16 protein-coding genes and 1 riboswitch are annotated in these 16,514 nt (G+C 73.4%); of the genes, 8 read left to right on the forward strand and 8 right to left on the reverse strand.

Going from position 1 to position 16,514, the window contains the following annotated elements; genetic code table 11:
- Nucleotides 1–65: 65 nt before the first annotated feature.
- The gene (locus BX285_RS13865; protein WP_121175293.1) at nucleotides 66–899 is read left to right on the forward strand and encodes an endonuclease/exonuclease/phosphatase family protein; all 834 of its coding nucleotides are present in this window, start codon (nucleotides 66–68) and stop codon (nucleotides 897–899) included.
- Here the strand turns inward: BX285_RS13865 and BX285_RS39210 are convergent.
- Both BX285_RS39210 and BX285_RS13875 read right to left on the reverse strand, forming a co-directional pair.
- Complete coding sequence (locus tag BX285_RS39210; RefSeq protein ID WP_310794205.1) at nucleotides 896–1,690, reverse strand: hypothetical protein; 795 nt, start codon at nucleotides 1,688–1,690, stop codon at nucleotides 896–898. The two genes, BX285_RS13865 and BX285_RS39210, sit on opposite strands and share 4 nt — an antisense overlap.
- A gap of 10 nt (nucleotides 1,691–1,700) precedes the next feature.
- Complete coding sequence (locus tag BX285_RS13875; protein WP_097238249.1) at nucleotides 1,701–2,495, reverse strand: carboxylesterase; 795 nt, start codon at nucleotides 2,493–2,495, stop codon at nucleotides 1,701–1,703.
- A 193-nt stretch (nucleotides 2,496–2,688) separates the two neighbouring features.
- On the opposite strand from BX285_RS13875, the gene BX285_RS13880 reads away from it, so the two are divergent.
- Genes BX285_RS13880 through BX285_RS13890 form a run of 3 tightly spaced genes read left to right on the forward strand, consistent with a single transcriptional unit; the run spans nucleotide 2,689 to nucleotide 5,482 of the window.
- Nucleotides 2,689–3,537: a 1-acyl-sn-glycerol-3-phosphate acyltransferase gene (locus tag BX285_RS13880; RefSeq protein WP_121177499.1), complete on the forward strand. Its 849-nt coding sequence runs from the start codon at nucleotides 2,689–2,691 to the stop codon at nucleotides 3,535–3,537.
- Nucleotides 3,538–3,566: 29 nt separating this feature from the next.
- Nucleotides 3,567–4,787 carry a MacS family sensor histidine kinase gene (gene macS / locus BX285_RS13885; RefSeq protein ID WP_257032821.1) on the forward strand — a complete coding sequence of 407 codons (1,221 nt, stop codon included), beginning with the start codon at nucleotides 3,567–3,569 and terminating at the stop codon, nucleotides 4,785–4,787.
- A complete protein-coding gene (locus tag BX285_RS13890) occupies nucleotides 4,784–5,482 on the forward strand; it encodes a response regulator transcription factor (RefSeq protein ID WP_257032822.1) in 699 nt (232 codons plus the stop codon). The genes macS and BX285_RS13890 overlap by 4 nt, the downstream gene beginning before the upstream one ends.
- Nucleotides 5,483–5,529: 47 nt before the next feature.
- On the opposite strand, the gene BX285_RS13895 is transcribed toward BX285_RS13890, so the two are convergent.
- Nucleotides 5,530–7,467 (reverse strand): anthranilate synthase family protein, encoded by a 1,938-nt coding sequence (locus tag BX285_RS13895; RefSeq protein WP_097238250.1) that lies wholly within the window; start codon nucleotides 7,465–7,467, stop codon nucleotides 5,530–5,532.
- A gap of 305 nt (nucleotides 7,468–7,772) precedes the next feature.
- Here BX285_RS13895 and BX285_RS13900 point away from each other — a divergent pair, with 305 nt between their 5' ends.
- Complete coding sequence (locus BX285_RS13900) at nucleotides 7,773–9,122, forward strand: class II 3-deoxy-7-phosphoheptulonate synthase (protein ID WP_097238251.1); 1,350 nt, start codon at nucleotides 7,773–7,775, stop codon at nucleotides 9,120–9,122.
- Nucleotides 9,123–9,284: 162 nt separating this feature from the next.
- On the forward strand, nucleotides 9,285–9,593 hold the full coding sequence (locus tag BX285_RS13905; protein WP_097238252.1) for a bacterioferritin-associated ferredoxin: 309 nt from the start codon (nucleotides 9,285–9,287) through the stop codon (nucleotides 9,591–9,593).
- A gap of 22 nt (nucleotides 9,594–9,615) precedes the next feature.
- Here the strand turns inward: BX285_RS13905 and bfr are convergent, their stop codons facing one another.
- Complete coding sequence (gene bfr, locus BX285_RS13910) at nucleotides 9,616–10,095, reverse strand: bacterioferritin (RefSeq protein ID WP_097238253.1); 480 nt, start codon at nucleotides 10,093–10,095, stop codon at nucleotides 9,616–9,618.
- Nucleotides 10,096–10,369: 274 nt separating this feature from the next.
- Between bfr and BX285_RS13915 the strand changes: the two genes are divergently transcribed.
- Complete coding sequence (locus BX285_RS13915) at nucleotides 10,370–10,999, forward strand: molybdopterin-dependent oxidoreductase (protein ID WP_121175294.1); 630 nt, start codon at nucleotides 10,370–10,372, stop codon at nucleotides 10,997–10,999.
- Between the two features lie 19 nt (nucleotides 11,000–11,018).
- Here BX285_RS13915 and pknB read toward each other — a convergent pair whose 3' ends face one another.
- The 4 genes from pknB to thiO form a co-directional block, all read right to left on the reverse strand.
- The gene (pknB, locus tag BX285_RS13920; RefSeq protein WP_097238255.1) at nucleotides 11,019–12,797 is read right to left on the reverse strand and encodes a Stk1 family PASTA domain-containing Ser/Thr kinase; all 1,779 of its coding nucleotides are present in this window, start codon (nucleotides 12,795–12,797) and stop codon (nucleotides 11,019–11,021) included.
- A gap of 108 nt (nucleotides 12,798–12,905) precedes the next feature.
- Nucleotides 12,906–13,703 carry a thiazole synthase gene (locus tag BX285_RS13925; protein WP_097238256.1) on the reverse strand — a complete coding sequence of 266 codons (798 nt, stop codon included), beginning with the start codon at nucleotides 13,701–13,703 and terminating at the stop codon, nucleotides 12,906–12,908.
- A 1-nt stretch (nucleotide 13,704) separates the two neighbouring features.
- Complete coding sequence (gene thiS, locus BX285_RS13930) at nucleotides 13,705–13,914, reverse strand: sulfur carrier protein ThiS (protein ID WP_097238257.1); 210 nt, start codon at nucleotides 13,912–13,914, stop codon at nucleotides 13,705–13,707.
- A complete protein-coding gene (gene thiO, locus BX285_RS13935; protein ID WP_121175295.1) occupies nucleotides 13,911–15,083 on the reverse strand; it encodes a glycine oxidase ThiO in 1,173 nt (390 codons plus the stop codon). Before thiO ends, thiS begins: the two co-directional genes overlap by 4 nt.
- 3 nt (nucleotides 15,084–15,086) lie before the next feature.
- A riboswitch (TPP riboswitch) is annotated at nucleotides 15,087–15,199 on the reverse strand.
- Nucleotides 15,200–15,284: 85 nt separating this feature from the next.
- On the opposite strand from thiO, the gene BX285_RS13940 reads away from it, so the two are divergent.
- Entirely contained in the window at nucleotides 15,285–16,493 is a 1,209-nt protein-coding gene (locus BX285_RS13940) for an NAD(P)/FAD-dependent oxidoreductase (protein WP_097238259.1), read from the forward strand.
- The last annotated feature ends 21 nt before the right edge of the window (nucleotides 16,494–16,514 follow it).

The raw sequence follows: 16,514 nt of genomic DNA on the forward strand, positions 1-16,514 counted from the left end.
CCCGACCGCTCCCGGACGCACCGCCGCCGTCGCACGTCCCGGGACCGCCGCGTACGGTCGGACCCATGACCGCCGGACCCGTGACCGCCGCGACCAGCAGCACCGCGAACGCGACCGCCGTGACCGCCGCCACTGCCGCGCCCCTCGAACCGCCGCCGTCCGGACCGCGCCGGCTGCGGCTGCTCAGCTACAACATCCGTTCGCTGCGCGACGACCGGCGGGCGCTGGCCCGGGTGGTCCGGGCCTGCGCTCCCGACCTGGTCTGCATCCAGGAGTCACCGCGCTACTGGCGGCCCAAGGGCCAGGCCCGGTGGCTGGCCCGGAGCACCGGGACGGCCGTCCTGGCCGGCGGCGGCCGGACCGCGGCCGGTCCGCTGCTGCTCGGCCGGCCCGGCGCGGTGGAGGTGCTGGGGGTGCACGACCGGCTGCTGCCCAAGACCCGCGGCCTGCACGCCCGGGGCTTCGCCACCGCACTGCTGCGGGTGCCGGGCGCGGCGCCGTTCACCGTCACCAGCTGCCACCTCAGCCTGGATCCCGAGGAGCGGTACGGGCAGTTCGAACTGCTGCCGGAGCAGCTGGCGATCGCCGAACACGGCATCGTGGCAGGGGACTTCAACGAGCACCCGGACGGCCCGGGCTGGCAGCTGCTGGCCTCCCGGCTGCAGGACGGGTACCCGACCGCTCCCTGGGGCGGCGAGTTCACCTCCGTACCGGAGCGCCCCTACCAGCGGATCGACGCCGTGTTCGCCACGCCCGGGATCACCGTCCTGGGCTGCGGGGTGCCGCACGGGCTGCCCGGGGTCACCGAAGCCGACCTCCGGGCCGCGACCGACCACCTGCCGGTGCTCGCCGTCCTCGAACTGCCGGAACGCGAAGCCCCCGAACCGCCGGAACGCTAGACGACCGCGCCGTGGTCCGGGTCCTCCGGCTCGTCCTCGTCGCGGTCCCGCATCCGGGCCACCAGGGTGACGAAGCCGCCGAGGAAGGCGGTGATCCCGACCCAGGCGGGCCAGCCGGAGATCTCCCGCCAGACCGTGGCGTCGATCAGCAGCAGGGCCGGGCCGCCGAGCACGGCGAGCCAGGCGAACTTGGCGGTCACGTCGGCCTCGGGCAGCGGAGGCGGCTCCGGCGGGACGAAGTGGCCCTCGTCGGTCTCCTCGGCCAGCTCGAAGTCGCGCGGGCCCGATTCGGCGGCCGGCAGCACCGGCCGGCCGGAGCGGGGGCGGGGCTGCGGGGCGAGGTCGGCGAGGTCGTCCTGGTCACCGTGGCCGCCGGTGCCGTCCTTGTAGCCGCCCTTGAGCTCGTTCTGGGCCCGGAGGTTCTCGACCTCCGGCCAGTTGGGGTTGTTGAGGTCGACCGGGTCGTCGAACTGGGCGATCAGGGCGGCGAAGATCTCGTCCTGTTCGGCCTGGCTGCGCTCGGGCGCGCGGCGCGGCCGGGGCTCGGCGGGGGCCTTCGGCGGGGTGGGGGCCTCGGCACCGCCGGTGTCGTCGCCGATGTCATCGCCGGCGGCGGCGGCGTCGGTGGCGGCGGCGTTCTGCGCGGGCGGGGGCGTCACGGCGCCGCCCGCGCCGGTACGGTCCGTCGGCGCACCGCCCGGGGCGGCGGCGCCCGTCGCCCCGCCGTCCGTCGTCGCGCCGTCCTCGCGGGGAGCTTCGTCCCCGCTGCCCGCCGTGCTGCTCTCGTGCACTTCCGGCCCTTCAGCCATGGTGATCGTCGGATTCGACCCGGGTGGCGCCCGCCGCGTGTGCGGGAACCAGCCGTCGGATGAAGTCCCGGCCGGCCGCGAATATTTCCGCCGCGTCGTGGTCCAGCGTCGCGACGTGGAAGCTGCGCCCGCACAGCCGCTCCGTCACGTCGGTCGAGGATATCCGGGCCAGCACCAGTTCCGAGTTGGCCGGCGAGACGACGTGGTCCTGCGGGCTGTGGAAGAGCAGCACCGGCTGGGTCACCTCCGGCAGGCGTCGCTGGACCTCCCGCCACAGCCGGCTCAGGGACCAGGCGGCGTGCAGCGGCGTCCGGTGGTAACCGACCTCGGTGGAGCCGGCCTTGGCGATGTCGTTCACGATCCCGGGCACGCTCGGGACGAGGTGGCGCAGCACCGGAAGCAGCACACTCGCGGGGGTGTCCGCGCGCACCGACGGGTTGACCAGCACCAGCCCGGACACCGTCGGGCCGTGCAGCGCGGCGAGCCGCAGCGCCAGCGCGCCGCCCATCGACAGCGCGAAGACGAACACCTGCTCGCACTCGTCGGCGAGGGTCAGCAGCTCCCGCTCGACCTCGGCGTACCAGTCCTCCCAACGGGTGAGCTGCATGTCCTGCCAGCGGGTGCCGTGCCCCGGCAGCAGCGGCAGCGACACCGTGTACCCGGCCGCGGCCAGGTCCTCGGCCCAGGGCCGCAGCGACTGCGGCGAGCCGGTGAAGCCGTGACAGAGCAGTACTCCCACCGGTCCGCCGCGGTGGCGGTACGGTTCGGCACCGGGCAGCAACGGCATGGCGGGCTCCTTCGCGGGCAGGTGGCGCTGGGGGAGGGGACGCTGGAGGGGGGAGCTGCGGGGAATCCGCATCGTCCCACGCCCCGCGCCGGGCCGTACACCCCCTTCGGCGGGGCCGGGCGCAGCCGACGCCCACGGGGCATTAGGATCTAGCGGTCCGCATAACAGGAGGCCCGGCTTGTTCTACCGACTGATGAAGATGATCGTCGCGCCACTGCTTCGGATCTTCTTCCGGCCGTGGCTCGAAGGTGAGGAGAACATCCCCACCGAGGGTGCGGCGATCATCGCGAGCAACCACCTGTCCTTCTCGGACTCCTTCTTCTTCCCCGCGCTGATCAAGCGCCGGGTCACCTTCATCGCGAAGGCCGAGTACTTCAACACCCCGGGCCTCAAGGGCCGGCTGACCGCCGCCTTCTTCAAGGGCGTCGGCCAGCTGCCGGTGGACCGCTCGGGCGTGCGAGGCGCCGGCGAGGCCGCGATCCGCAGCGCCATCGCGGTGCTGGAGCGGGGCGAGCTGTTCGGCGTCTACCCCGAGGGCACCCGCTCGCCCGACGGCAAGCTGTACCGCGGCAAGGTCGGTGGCCTGGCCCGCGTCGCGCTGGCCACCGGCGCCCCGGTGATCCCGGTCGCCATGATCGACACCGAGAAGGTGCAGCCGCCCGGCCAGGTCGTCCCCAACTTCGGCATCCGCCCCGGCATCCGGATCGGCCGCCCGCTGGACTTCTCCCGCTACCAGGGCATGGAGAACGACCGCTTCATCCTCCGTTCGGTGACGGACGAGGTGATGTACGAGATCATGCGGCTCTCCGGCCAGGAGTACGTGGACATCTACGCGACCGCCGCCAAGCGGCAGATCGCCGACGAGAAGAAGAAGGCCGACGCCGAGCGCCGGGCGGCGGCCAAGGCGGAGAAGGCGGAGGCCGCCGAAGCCGAGAAGGCCGAGAAGGCTGCCGCGGCCGAGGCGGAGAAGGCCGCTGAGGCCGAGAAGACCGCCGAGGCGCAGAAGACCGCCGAAGCGGACAAGGAGACCGGCTCGGCCTGACGGCCCGCCGGGCCCAGGGGAGGGGCGGGATGACGGACGTCGGCAGAGCCGGCGCGGTGGGCGGTACGGTGGCGGCCGGCGGCATGTCCGTCGAACTCCCGCTCTGGAAGGCCATCTCCTACTTCCGGGTGCTGGCGCTGATCTACGCGCTGCTGCGGTACGTCAACTCGTACCTGCACTTCCTGCACCCCGTCGCCGGCTGGATCTTCCTCGGCGCGCTCACCCTCTGGACCCTCGCCACCACCCGGGCCTTCGCCAACCCGCAGCGCTGCACCTGGTACGTCCTGGGCGTGGACCTCACCCTCGTGGTCACCGGGATCGTGATGAGCGGTCTGACCGACGCCCCGGGCCGGATCAGCCACGGCGCGCCCACCCTGCCGACCATCTGGGCCGCCGGCACGGTCCTCGGCTGCGCCGCGAAGGGCGGCTGGCGCCCGGCGGCGGCCTCGGGCTCGGTGATCGGCGCCGCCAACATCCTCTGCCACGGCGGGCCGACCGGCGACAACCTCCACAACATCGTGCTGCTGCTGGTCGCCGGGTGTGCGATCGGCTACGTGATCGAGCTGGCCCGGGCCAGCGAGGCCACGCTCACCCGGGCGCTGCAGGTCGAGGCGGCCACCCGGGAGCGCGAGCGGCTCTCCCGGGACATCCACGACGGCGTGCTGCAGGTGCTCGCCCTGGTCCAGCGGCGCGGCGCGGAGCTGGGCGACGGGACGGGCGGCGCCGGTGCCGGCGCCGGTACGGGCTTCGCCGAGCTGGGGCGGCTGGCCGGCGAGCAGGAGCGCGCGCTGCGGACCCTGATGACCGGCGGGCCGATCCCGGCCCAGCGCCTGCCGGAGCCGGACGCCGCCGAGCCGCGCGACCTCACCGCGCTGCTGCGCCCGTACGGCGACGAGCGGATCACGCTCTCCGCCCCCGGCACCCCGGTGCTGCTGCCCGGCCCGGCCGCGGGCGAGCTCGCCGCGGCCGTCGGCGCGGCCGTGGACAACGTCCGCCGGCACGCCGGTGAGCAGGCCCGGGCCTGGATCCTGGTCGAGGACGAGCCGGAGGCCGTCACGGTCAGCATCCGCGACGACGGCCCCGGGTTCGCCCCCGGCCGGCTCGGTGAGGCGGAGCGGGCGGGCCGGCTGGGCGTCTCCCAGTCCATCCGCGGTCGGCTGCTGGACCTCGGCGGTACGGCCGAGCTGTACTCGGCGCCCGGGGAGGGCGTCGAGGTCGAACTGCGCGTCCCGAGGAAGGCCACTCCATGACCGACCAGCAGCTGATGATCGATCAGCCGACCACCGGCCGGCCGGTGCGGGTGATGGTGGTGGACGACCACCCGATGTGGCGGGACGCCGTCTCGCGCGACCTCGCCGAGGCCGGGCTGGACGTGGTGGCCACCGCGGGTGACGGCGAGGAGGCCGTCCGCCGCGCCCGGGCCTGCTCGCCGCAGGTCGTCGTGCTGGACCTCAACCTGCCCGGCCTGCCGGGCGCGGAGGTGTGCCGGCAGGTGGTCGCGCAGGACCCGGCGGTGCGGGTGCTGGTGCTGTCGGCCAGCGGGGAGCACCAGGACGTGCTGGAGGCGGTGAAGTCCGGCGCGACCGGGTACCTGGTGAAGTCGGCCGGCCGGGAGGAGCTGCTGGACGCGGTGCGGCGCACGGCCGTCGGCGACGCGGTGTTCACCCCGGGCCTGGCCGGCCTGGTGCTCGGCGAGTTCCGCCGGCTGGCGGCCGAGCCGGCCCCCGCCTCGGCGCCGGCCGCCCCGCAGCTGACCGCCCGGGAGACGGAGGTGCTGCGGCTGGTGGCCAAGGGCCTGTCCTACCGCCAGATCGCCGACCGGCTGGTGCTGTCGCACCGCACGGTGCAGAACCACGTGCAGAACACGCTGGGCAAGCTGCAGCTGCACAACCGGGTGGAGCTGGTCCGGTACGCGATCGAGCAGGGCCTGGACGACGAGATCTGACGGGCCCCGGGCGGGGCGGCCACCCCGCCCGGGACACCGTCGACGGCTCAGTTCCGGACGGTCGAGGTCTCGCGCAGCAGGTCCGCCACGATGTCGACGCCCTCGCGGGTGAGCACCGACTCGGGGTGGAACTGCAGGCCCGCGAAGCCGGCCCCGCGCAGGGCGTGGACGTCACCGGTCACCGCGTCCCGGGCGACCTCGACGCCCTCGGCGGCGAGCCGGGCCGCGTCGGCCTCGGAGCAGCGCGCGGTGAAGGTGTTGTAGAAGCCGACCGTCCGCTTGGCGCCGAACAGGTCGATGGTCTCCTGCGCCCCCTGGTACGGAACGGGCTTGCGGCCGAGCGGCAGCCCGAGCTCGGCGGAGAGCAGCTGGTGGCTGAGGCAGACCGCGAGCAGCGGCGCGGTGCGGGCACCGGAGCGGACGTCGGCCAGGGCGCCCGCGACGATCGGCCGCAGCACGGCCATCTTGGGGTCGTCGGCGAGCGCCGGGTCCCCGGGGCCGGGGCCGAGCACCAGCGGGCCGCGGTGCGCCGAGACCAGCTCGCGCAGGCCCGGGGCGTCGTAGCGGACCACCTGCACCTGGTGGCCGAGCGAGCGGAGCAGGTGGCGGAGCATCGAGGTGAAGGTGTCCTCGCCGTCCACGACCAGCGTCTGCTCGGCCTCGGTGACCCGGGTCGAGGTCTGCATCCGCAGCCAGAACGGCGCGAGACCGGCCCGGCGGGCGTCGAGGGCGGCCTGGACCCGGTGGTCGTCGGCGAGCCGGGGGCCGGCGGGGTGGGGCAGCCGGGCGGGGGCGGGCCGGGCGCCGATCGCGGTGAGCACCCCGGCGGCCTTGGCGTGCGTCTCGGCGACCTCGGACTCCGGGACGGAGTGGCGCACCAGCGTGGCGCCGACCCGGACGACCAGCCGGCCGGTGGCCGGGTCGATGTCGGCGGTGCGGATGCAGATCGGTGAGTCCATCAGCTGCCCGCCGCTGGCGGAGCGTCCGATCAGCGCGAGCGCGCCGGAGTAGTAGCCGCGCCCGGTCGGCTCGTAGCGCTGGATGACCCGGGTGGCGTTCTCGACCGGGCTGCCGGTGACGGTCGCGGCGAACATCGTCTCGCGGAGCACCTCGCGCACGTCCAGCGAGGTGCGCCCGCGCAGCTCGTACTCGGTGTGGGCGAGGTGGGACATCTCCTTGAGGCGGGGCCCGAGCACCTGGCCGCCGAGGTCGCCGACCGTGCACATCATCTTGAGTTCCTCGTCCACGACCATGGTGAGCTCCTCCAGCTCCTTGGGGTCGTGGAGGAAGTCGAGCAGCGAGTCGATGTCGGAGCCGCCCGCCGGATAGCGGTAGGTGCCGGAGATCGGGTTCATCACGACGGTGCCGCCGCTCTGGCGGACGTGCACCTCGGGGGAGGCGCCGACCAGCACCCGGTCGCCGGTGTGCACCAGGAAGGTCCAGTACGCGCCGCGCTCCTGCTCCAGCAGCCGACGGAAGAGCGTCAGTGCGAGCTCGGGCGAGAAGTCTTCGAGCGTGGCGTGGAAGTCGCGCCGGATCACGAAGTTGGCGCCCTCGCCGTTGCCGATCTCCTCGTCGATCACCCGGCGGACGATCGAGGCGTACGAATCGTCGTCCACGTCGAACGCGCCACCGTCAAGCGTGACCGGCAACTGCGGCAGCTCGGAGAGGAATTCGGCCAACGGGAGGACATGCTGTTCGGCCACTGACAGGGCCTGCAGCGGGGTGCCGTCGTCATGTGTCCGGAAACCGCGCTCGCGGATCTGTCGGTACGGGACCAGCGCGAGCAGGTCGTGCACCGGGGTGCCGCCGGCCGGGACGCCGTTGCGCACCGGGAGGTCGGCGAGGTGTTCGTAGCTGTCGACGGTGCCCAGCAGCACCTCGACGGTGTCCGGCGTGAGCCGCGGGGTGCGGCGGTGCAGCAGGGCGAATGCCGGGGCGTTCGGGGAGGTGAGACGGGTGAGCAGGTCGGCGGTCGTGGTCACTGGTACGGCTTCCTTCCGAGTAGCTGATCAGGGCTGTGCTCGATCCGCTCCGGGAGGGTGGCCGTCTGCCGAGATGCCGACGGCCGCCCCTCCGGGGCGGCCGTCGTGTCGTCTCAGGAACGCGCGATCGGTGGGCCGCCCTCGGGGGAGGCCCACCACCAGGAGGAGTTGTGGTGCGCGTGCATGTGTTCGACAGTAGCGGATCCGGTGGGGCTGGTGGGGCCGATCACGTCAGATGTCCGAGATGCGTCTCACCCATCGGGCAATGGTCACGATTCGCTCGCGTCACCCCGTAGCCTTGCCGTGTGACCGCTACGACTGAGACATCGAGGGCTGCCCACTCCTGGCAGTCCCTGCCCGCGGCGCAGCAGCCTGAATGGCCGGACCAAGAGGCTCTGCGCAAGACCCTTGCCGAGCTCGCCTCGTATCCGCCGCTCGTGTTCGCCGGTGAGTGCGACCAGCTGCGTGCCCGGCTCGGAGCCGTGGCCCGCGGGGAGGCGTTCCTCCTCCAGGGTGGTGACTGTGCCGAGGCCTTCGACGGTGTTTCGGCGGAGCACATCCGCAACAAGCTGAAGACCCTGCTGCAGATGGCCGCCGTGCTGACGTACGCGGCCTCGGTGCCCGTGGTGAAGGTCGGCCGCATCGCCGGTCAGTACTCCAAGCCGCGCTCCAAGTCGACCGAGACCCGCGACGGCGTGACCCTGCCGGTCTACCGCGGCGACTCGGTGAACGGCTTCGAGTTCACCCCCGAGTCCCGGATCCCGGACCCGGAGCGCCTGAAGCGGATGTACAACGCGTCCGCCGCGACGCTCAACCTGGTGCGCGCCTTCACCACCGGTGGTTACGCCGACCTGCGCCAGGTGCACGCCTGGAACCAGGACTTCGTGCGCAACTCGCCGGCCGGCCAGCGCTACGAGCAGCTCGCCCGGGAGATCGACAACGCCCTGGCGTTCATGAGCGCCTGTGGCGTGGTGCCGGAGGAGTTCAAGGCGGTCGAGTTCTTCTCCTCGCACGAGGCGCTGGTCCTCGACTACGAGACCGCGCTGACCCGCGTGGACTCGCGCACCGGCGAGCTGTACGACGTTTCCGGCCACATGGTGTGGATCGGCGAGCGCACCCGGCAGCTGGACCACGCGCACATCGAGTTCGCCTCGAAGATCCGCAACCCGATCGGCGTCAAGCTCGGCCCGACCACCTCGGTGGACGAGGCGCTGGCCCTGATCGAGAAGCTGGACCCGGAGCGCGAGCCCGGCCGCCTGACTTTCATCACCCGGATGGGCGCGGGCAAGATCCGCGAGCACCTGCCCACCCTGCTGGAGAAGGTCACCGCCTCCGGCGCCAAGCCGGTGTGGATCTGCGACCCGATGCACGGCAACACCTTCGAGGCCTCCAGCGGGCACAAGACCCGCCGCTTCGACGACGTCCTGGACGAGGTCAAGGGCTTCTTCGAGGTGCACCGCGCGCTCGGCACCCACCCGGGCGGCATCCACGTGGAGCTGACCGGCGACGACGTCACCGAGTGCGTCGGCGGCGGTGACGAGGTCCTGGTGGACGACCTGCACCAGCGCTACGAGACGGCCTGCGACCCGCGGCTCAACCGCAGCCAGTCGCTGGACCTGGCGTTCCTGGTGGCGGAGATGTACCGGGGGCAGTGAGCCCCAGCGGGCGAGTCCCTGTGACGAAGACCCCTCCGGATTCGGGATTCCCGAGGCCGGAGGGGCTTTTTCGTACCCGGATCGCCAGGTAAGGTGAGGCTTAGTGAACTAAGGCAAGCCTTAGTCAAGATCCACTCCGCTTCACCCCCGGGAGAGACCGCGATGTACGTGTGCATGTGCCATGCGGTCACCGAGGACCAGGTGAAGAAGGCGATCGACGGGGGCGCCAACACCCCGCGCCAGATAGCGAAGGGCTGCAAGGCCGGCACCGACTGCGGGTCCTGCGTGCGCCGGATCCAGGCGCTGCTCGGTGAGCACGGCGCCCGGCCCTGCCCGACCGCCCGGCTGGCCGCGAAGCTCGGCCTCGCGGACCCGGAGGTCCAGGCCGACCCTGCACCGGAGGCCCGGGGGGCGGCCCCGATCGCGCCCGTGGCCCCGGTGGCCCCGGTGGTTCCGCTGCGCGTGGCCTGAGCCCTCGGGGGGCCCTGAGTCCTCAGGACTCCGGCTGCTCGATGAGCTGGGCCAGGTAGAGCGGCTCGCCGAGCTTGGCCAGCAGTTCCAGCTGGGTGTCGAGGTAGTCGATGTGGTGCTCCTCGTCGGCCAGGATGTCCTCGAAGATGTTCGCCGAGGTGACGTCGTTCTTGGCCCGCATCACCACGATCCCGCGCTTGAGCCGGTCGATCGCCTCGACCTCGACCTGGCGGTCGGCCTCGAACATCTCCTGCACCGTCTGGCCGATCCGGACGTGGAACAGCCGCTGGTAGTTGGGCAGGCCCTCCAGGAACAGGATCCGGTCGGTGAGCGTCTCGGCGTGCTTCATCTCGTCGAAGGACTCGTGCCGGGTGTACTTGGCGAGCTTCGTCCAGCCGAAGTTCTCCTGCATCTTGGCGTGCAGGAAGTACTGGTTGATCGCGGTCAGCTCGGCGGTGAGCTGTTCGTTGAGGAACTCGATGACCTCGGGATCGCCCTGCATGGCGGTGCCTCCTGCGCTCGTCCTGCGGTGGGTGCTGCGCTGCGCATCCTGGCACCGTGCCGGGAAGAAATTCCAGTAAGTTCACACTCACTAGGACATGTGTCGGAATATCCGATTTGGGTGGAAGTGTGAGGGGCGGCGGGTGGAGCTGTGGGCGGAGTGTCGGGCGGGCTCCGATGGTGGACGATCGACCGTTGGTCCGTACGGGCGGGGCGTGAATCAGCTCCAAAGGGGCGCGCGTCGGCGCCCGCCCGCCGTCTGTCACCATGGATCCATGGGTCAGTCCAGTAACGAACCGCTTCCGCCGTCTGACCCGAGCCTCCCCCCGGGCCAGCGCGCACAGCGCGGCTGGCCCGCTCTGCACTACGGGCCGGTGCCCCGCTTCAAGCCGCTGACCTGGGACCTCCAGGTGTTCGGCGCCACCGCCTCGGCGGAGAAGCACAGCTGGGACTTCGAGGCCTTCAACGCCCTGCCGCGCACCACCGTCGTCGCGGACCTGCACTGCGTCACCAAGTTCTCCGTCCTCGGCAACGAGTGGACGGGCGTGTCGGCCGCCGCCGTGCTCGACCTGGTGCCCCCGGCGCCCGGCGTCACCCACGTGATGGTCTGGGCCGAGTACGGCTACAGCGCCAACCTGCGGCTGGCCGACTTCGCCGACCCGCACACCCTGCTCGCCACCCACCGCAACGGCGAGGCGCTGACCGCCGAGCACGGCTTCCCGGTCCGGCTCGTGGTACCGCGGCTCTACGCCTGGAAGGGCCCGAAGTGGGTCCGCGCGGTGGAGTACATGCGGGCCGACCGGCGCGGCTTCTGGGAGGAACGCGGCTACCACAACCTCGCCGACCCCTGGCGCGAGCAGCGCTACTCCTACCAGGAGAAGCCCGGCGACGGGCCGCTGCGCTGACGCTGGTCGGAGACGCCGGTCAGAACAGTGAGAACTTCACCGTCACCGTGCTGCGCTGCGGCCGGCGCTCGCCGGCCGCCGGGGACTGGCCGGAGGCCTTGACCGCGCCGAACACGTCCCAGCCGCTGGTCTGCATGGTGAAGCCCGCCGCCTGCAGCGCCTTCTGCGCCTCGTCCTTGGTCATCCCGGAGACGTCCGGGACAGGCACCATGCCCTTGCTGACCACCAGCGAGACCGCGGTGTTCTCCTGCAACAGCTGCCCGGCCGCCGGCGAGCTGCTGATCACCGAGCCCTCCGGTACGCCGTCGTTGTAGGTCTCGGTCACCGCGCCCTTGGTCAGCGAGGCGCCGGCCAGGGCCGCGGCGGCGTCGGCGGCGCTCCTGCCGGCGAGGTCCGGCACCGCGATCCGCTTGGGGCCCTTGGACACCGTCACGGTGATGCTGTCGCTCCGGCGGGTCCGCGCCCCCACCCCCGGATCGGTGGAGATCACCTGGCCGGACGGGACGGACTCGCTGAACGCCTCGACGAACCTGCCGTGCAGGCCCTCGGTGTCCAGGATCCGCTGCGCCTCGGCCCGGTCCTTGCCGAGCACGCCGGGCACCGAGCCGTACAGCCCCTCGGAGAGCCCGTAGGTGGCGCCGCCGACCGCCAGTACCAGGGCGATCAGTGCGACGGCCCAGATCAGCGGCTTGCGGGGGAGGCGGCGCAGCAGGCCCGGGCGGCGTTCGCGGGCCGGAGCCGGCTCGTCGTACGGGCGCGGCTCGGTGAGCAGCTGGTCCATCAGCTCCGGCGGGACGTCCAGCACGCTGGTGCGCTCCGGCGGCGGGGCGTCGGCGGGCCGCGGCAGCGGCTGGATCACCGAGGTCGGCTCGCTGGTGGGGTAGCGCGGGCTGGGCCGGGTGGAGGCCGGCGGCTCGGCGTCCAGCTCCTCCGGGCTCAGCGTGCGGCGGACCCGCTGGAGGGCGGCCAACAGCTCGACCGCGTCGTACGGGCGGGCATCGGCGGTCCGGGCGCAGGCTCCGGCCACTATCGCGTCCAGCTCGGGGCCGACGGCGGGGGCGACCAGGGAGGGGGCGGGGACGTCCTCGTGCAGGTGCTTGTACATGACCTGGACGGGGTTGTCGCCGGTGTGCGGGCGGCGGCCGGTGAGCATCTCGTACAGCAGGATGCCGGCCGCGTAGACGTCGACCCGCTGGTCGGTGGGGGCGTCCGGGAGGATCTGCTCGGGCGCCAGGTAGGAGACGGTGCCCATGACCGTGCCGCCGGTGGCGGTGCTGGTGGAGGTGGGGGCGCCGTCGGCGGTGCCGAGCACCCGGACCAGGCCGAAGTCGGCGACCTTGACCAGGCCGCTCTCGGTGATCAGCACGTTCTCCGGCTTGACGTCCCGGTGGACCAGCCCGGCCCGGTGGGCGGCGCCCAGGGCGGCGAGCACCGGCTCCAGGACGTCCAGCGCGGCCCGGACGGAGAGCGCGCCGCGGTCGCGCAGCAGGTCGCGCAGGGTGCGGCCGGGCACGTACTCCATGGCGAGGAAAACGTTTCCGCCGTCGGCGCCCTGGTCGAAGACGTTCACCACGTTGGGGTGGGTGAGCTTGGCGATCGCCTTGGCCTCGCGGATGAAGCGGGCGGTGAAGCCCTCGTCGCCGGCCAGCGAGGGGTGCATCACCTTGAGGGCGACCACCCGGTCCAGGCGGGTGTCGGTGCCCCGGTAGACGGTGGACATCCCGCCGGTCGCGATGCGCTGCTCGACCCGGTACCGGTTGTCGAGCAGCGTGCCGATCAGGGGGTCGTGCAGTGCCATGTCCACCCGCGGGAGTCTAGTGCCGGGCCGGGCGGCCGGACCCTGGGGACGCAGCCCCGGGCCCGGCTGTGCCCGGCTTGTGACACGCCGGGCTCCGCAGGACTCTTCCTAGAAGGCCGGGTGTTCCCGGGTGTCCAGGTCGGCCCGGCCGGCCATCGCGGAGGAGGCCTCGGCGTGGAAGCGGCGCGGGATGCGGCCGGCCCGGTGGGCGAGCCGGCCCGCCTCGGCGGCGTGCCGCATCGCCTCGGCCATCAGCACCGGGTCCTGAGCCCTGGTCACCGCGGAGGCGAGCATCACCGCGGCGCAGCCCAGCTCCATCGCCAGCGCGACGTCGGAGGCGGTGCCGGCGCCCGCGTCCAGGATCACCGGGACGCCCGCGCTCTCCACGATCAGCTGGAAGTTGTGCGGATTGCGGATGCCGAGGCCGGAGCCGATCGGCGAGCCCAGCGGCATGATGGCGGCGCAGCCGACGTCCTCCAACTTGCGGGCCAGCACCGGGTCGTCGTTGGTGTACGGCAGCACCGTGAAGCCGTCGTCGACCAGGGTCTCGGCGGCGTCCAGCAGCTCGATCGGGTCCGGCAGGAGGGTCCGCTCGTCGGCGATCACCTCCAGCTTCACCCAGTCGGTGCCGAGCGCCTCGCGGGCCAGCCGGGCGGTCAGCACGGCCTCGCCGGCGGTGAAGCAGCCCGCCGTGTTGGGCAGGACGCGGATGCCGTTGCGAGTCAGCACGTCCAGGACGGAGCCCTGGGTGCCGGCGTCGACCCGGCGCATCGCGACGGTGGTCAGCTCGGTGCCGGAGGCGAGCAGGGCGCGCTCCAGGACCTCCAGGCTCGGGGCGCCGCCGGTGCCCATGATCAGCCGGGAGGAGAAGCTCGTGCCGGCGATGGTCAGCAGGTCGTCGGCCATCTCAGCCTCCCTGCACGGCGGTCAGGATCTCCACCCGGTCGCCCGTGTTCAGCGGCGTCTCGGACCACGAACTGCGGGGCACCACGGCCTCGTTGAGCGCGGCGGCGACGCCGGTGTTGGCGGCGCTGACGGTCGCCACCACCTCGGCGAGGGTGGACGTTGCGGGTACCTGGCGGGGCACGCCGTTGACGGTCAGGGCGATCTCGGTCATGCGGAGGCCTTCGTGGTGGAGCGGTCGGGGGAGAACCGGGTGGGGGTGAACGGCTCGGCCAGTTCGGGGAGTTCGCCGGTGGCCAGGTACTCGGAGAGCAGGTCGGCGGTCACCGGGGTGAGCAGCACGCCGTTGCGGTAGTGACCGGTGGCGGCGACCAGGCCGGGCAGCGAGGTCGGGCCGAGCAGCGGGGCGTTGTCGGGGGAGCCCGGGCGCAGGCCCGCCGAGGTCTCCAGCAGCGGGAGTTCGGTGATGCCCGGGACCAACTCGTGGGCATCGCGCAGGAGTTCGTACACCCCGCCGGCGGTGACGGTGGTGTCGTAGCCCTGCTCCTCGGTGGTCGCGCCGATCACCAACTCGCCGTTCTCCCGGGGCACCAGGTAGAGGTGCCGGCCGCGCACCACCGCGCGGACGTTGCGGTTCAGGAACGGCCGGTACGCGTCGGGGATCCGCAGGCGCAGGATCTGGCCCTTCACCGGACGGACCGCCGGCAGCACGCCCTCGGGCAGGCCGGCCAGCCGGTGGCTGTGCGGTCCCGCGGCGAGGACGACCTGATCGGCGGTCACCGTGTCCCCGGTGCCGAGCCGGGCTCCGACCGCGCGGCCGTCCTCGACCAGCAGCTCGACGGCCTCGGCGCGGTGGCCGACGACGCCCGCGCGCTCACCGGCCAGCAGTAGTGCGGTGAGCAGCCGCCGGGGATCCACCTGGTGGTCGTCGGCGACGTGCAGGCCGCCGCGGACGCCGGGGGCGAGCATCGGCTCCAGCCTGCGGGCCTCCCGGCCGGTCAGCCAACTCGACTCCAGGCCGAGCCGCTGGTGGAAGGCGTGCAGCTCGCGCAGTTCCTCGCGGTCGTCGGAGTCCAGCGCGACGGCGACCGTCCCGCAGCGGCGGTAGCCGGTGTCCTCGCCGCCGCTCGCCCCGGAGAGCTCGGCGGCGAAGGCCGCGTACCGCTGGTTCGAGGCCATGCCGAGGCGCAGCAGCGGCTCCTCGCCGTACTGGAGCTCGGTGACCGGGGCGAGCATCCCGGCCGCGACCGCGGCGGCCCCGCGACCGGGGGAGGGGTCGACCACGGCGGTGCGCAGCCCGCGCTGCGCGGCGCGCCAGGCGACGGCGAGGCCGATGATGCCCCCGCCGATCACCAGGACGTCGGTGCGGGCGCCCGATGGCAAGCGTGTCAAGGCTGCTCTTCTCCCTTCGCCGGTATGACCCGGATCAGGTTCGGACGGTCGCAGGCCGTGTCAGCCCGCCTCTCAGCCCGGTTCGCCGGGCTCCCGTGATGGTGTCCCCACCATAACGCCGGGGCCCGGCCCGGCCGAAGGCCCGTACGAGGGGTGGACGGCCCCTGGGGCGGTGGTGGGGTGCTGGGTACAGTGACGGGCGTGGCAGAGCTGAGCGGAACGGATCAGGTGGTCGTCGTCGGGGCCGGGCTGGCCGGGGCGCAGTGCGTCCTGAAGCTGCGGCAGGGGGGCTGGCGGGGGCGGATCGTCCTGGTCGGCGAAGAGCCGCACGCGCCGTACGACCGGCCGCCGCTCTCCAAGGACGTGCTGCTCGGCAAGAGCGACAGCACCACCCTGGACATCGACTACCCGAACCTCGGCATCGAGGTGCTCACCGGCCGCCGCGCCACCGGCCTCACCCCCGGCGTGCTGCACACCGACGGCGGCGACCTGCCGTACGGCTCGCTGGTGATCGCCACCGGCGCCGTCCCGCGCGCCCTGCCCGGCGCCGAGCGCGCGCACCTGCTGCACACCCTGGACGACGCCCTGGCGCTGCGCGCACTGCTGCGCCCCGGCCTGCGGCTGGTGCTGGTCGGCGCGGGCTGGATCGGCGCCGAGGTGTCCACCGCCGCCCGCCAGGCGGGCTGCGCGGTGACCGTGGTCGAGGCGGGCCCGGCGCCGCTGCCCGGCGCGCTGCCGACCGCCATCGGCTCGGCGATGGCCGCCTGGTACGCCGAGGCCGGTGTCGACCTGCGCTGCGGGGTCGGGGTGGCCGCCGTCGAGCCCGGCGCGGTGCTGCTGGCGGACGGTTCTCACCTGCCCGCCGACGAGGTGGTGGTCGGCGTCGGGGCCAGGCCCGCGACCGGCTGGCTGGCCGGCTCCGGCGTCGAACTGGACGAGGCCGGAGCCGTCGTGGTGGACGAGCGGCTGCGCACCGGCCTGCCCGGCGTCTTCGCGGCCGGCGACTGCGTCAGCTACCCCTCGGCCCGGGCCGGCGCCCGACTGGCCGTCCAGCACTGGGACCACGCGCTGCAGTCCGGCGAGGCGGTGGCCGCCGCCGTGCTCGGCGCGGAGGCGCCGCCGTACGACCCGGTGCCGTACTTCTGGTCGGAGCAGTTCGGGCGGATGGTCCAGTACGCCGGCCGGCACGCCGAGAGCGACGAGCTGCTGTGGCGCGGCAGCCCGCAGGACGCCTCCTGGGCGGTGCTCTGGCTGCGCGACGGGGTGCCGAGCGCGCTGCTGACCGTGGACCGGCCGCGCGACCTCACCCAGGGGCGGAAGCTGATCGAGCGCGGGGCGGCACTGGACCCGGCCCGTGCGGCGGACCCGGCGGTGCCGCTGAAGTCGGCCGTCGCGGGGTAGTGCCTGGTGCGCGGCGGGCTG

The organism is Streptomyces sp. 1114.5, assembly GCF_003635085.1.
Taxonomy (GTDB): Bacteria; Actinomycetota; Actinomycetes; order Streptomycetales; family Streptomycetaceae; genus Kitasatospora.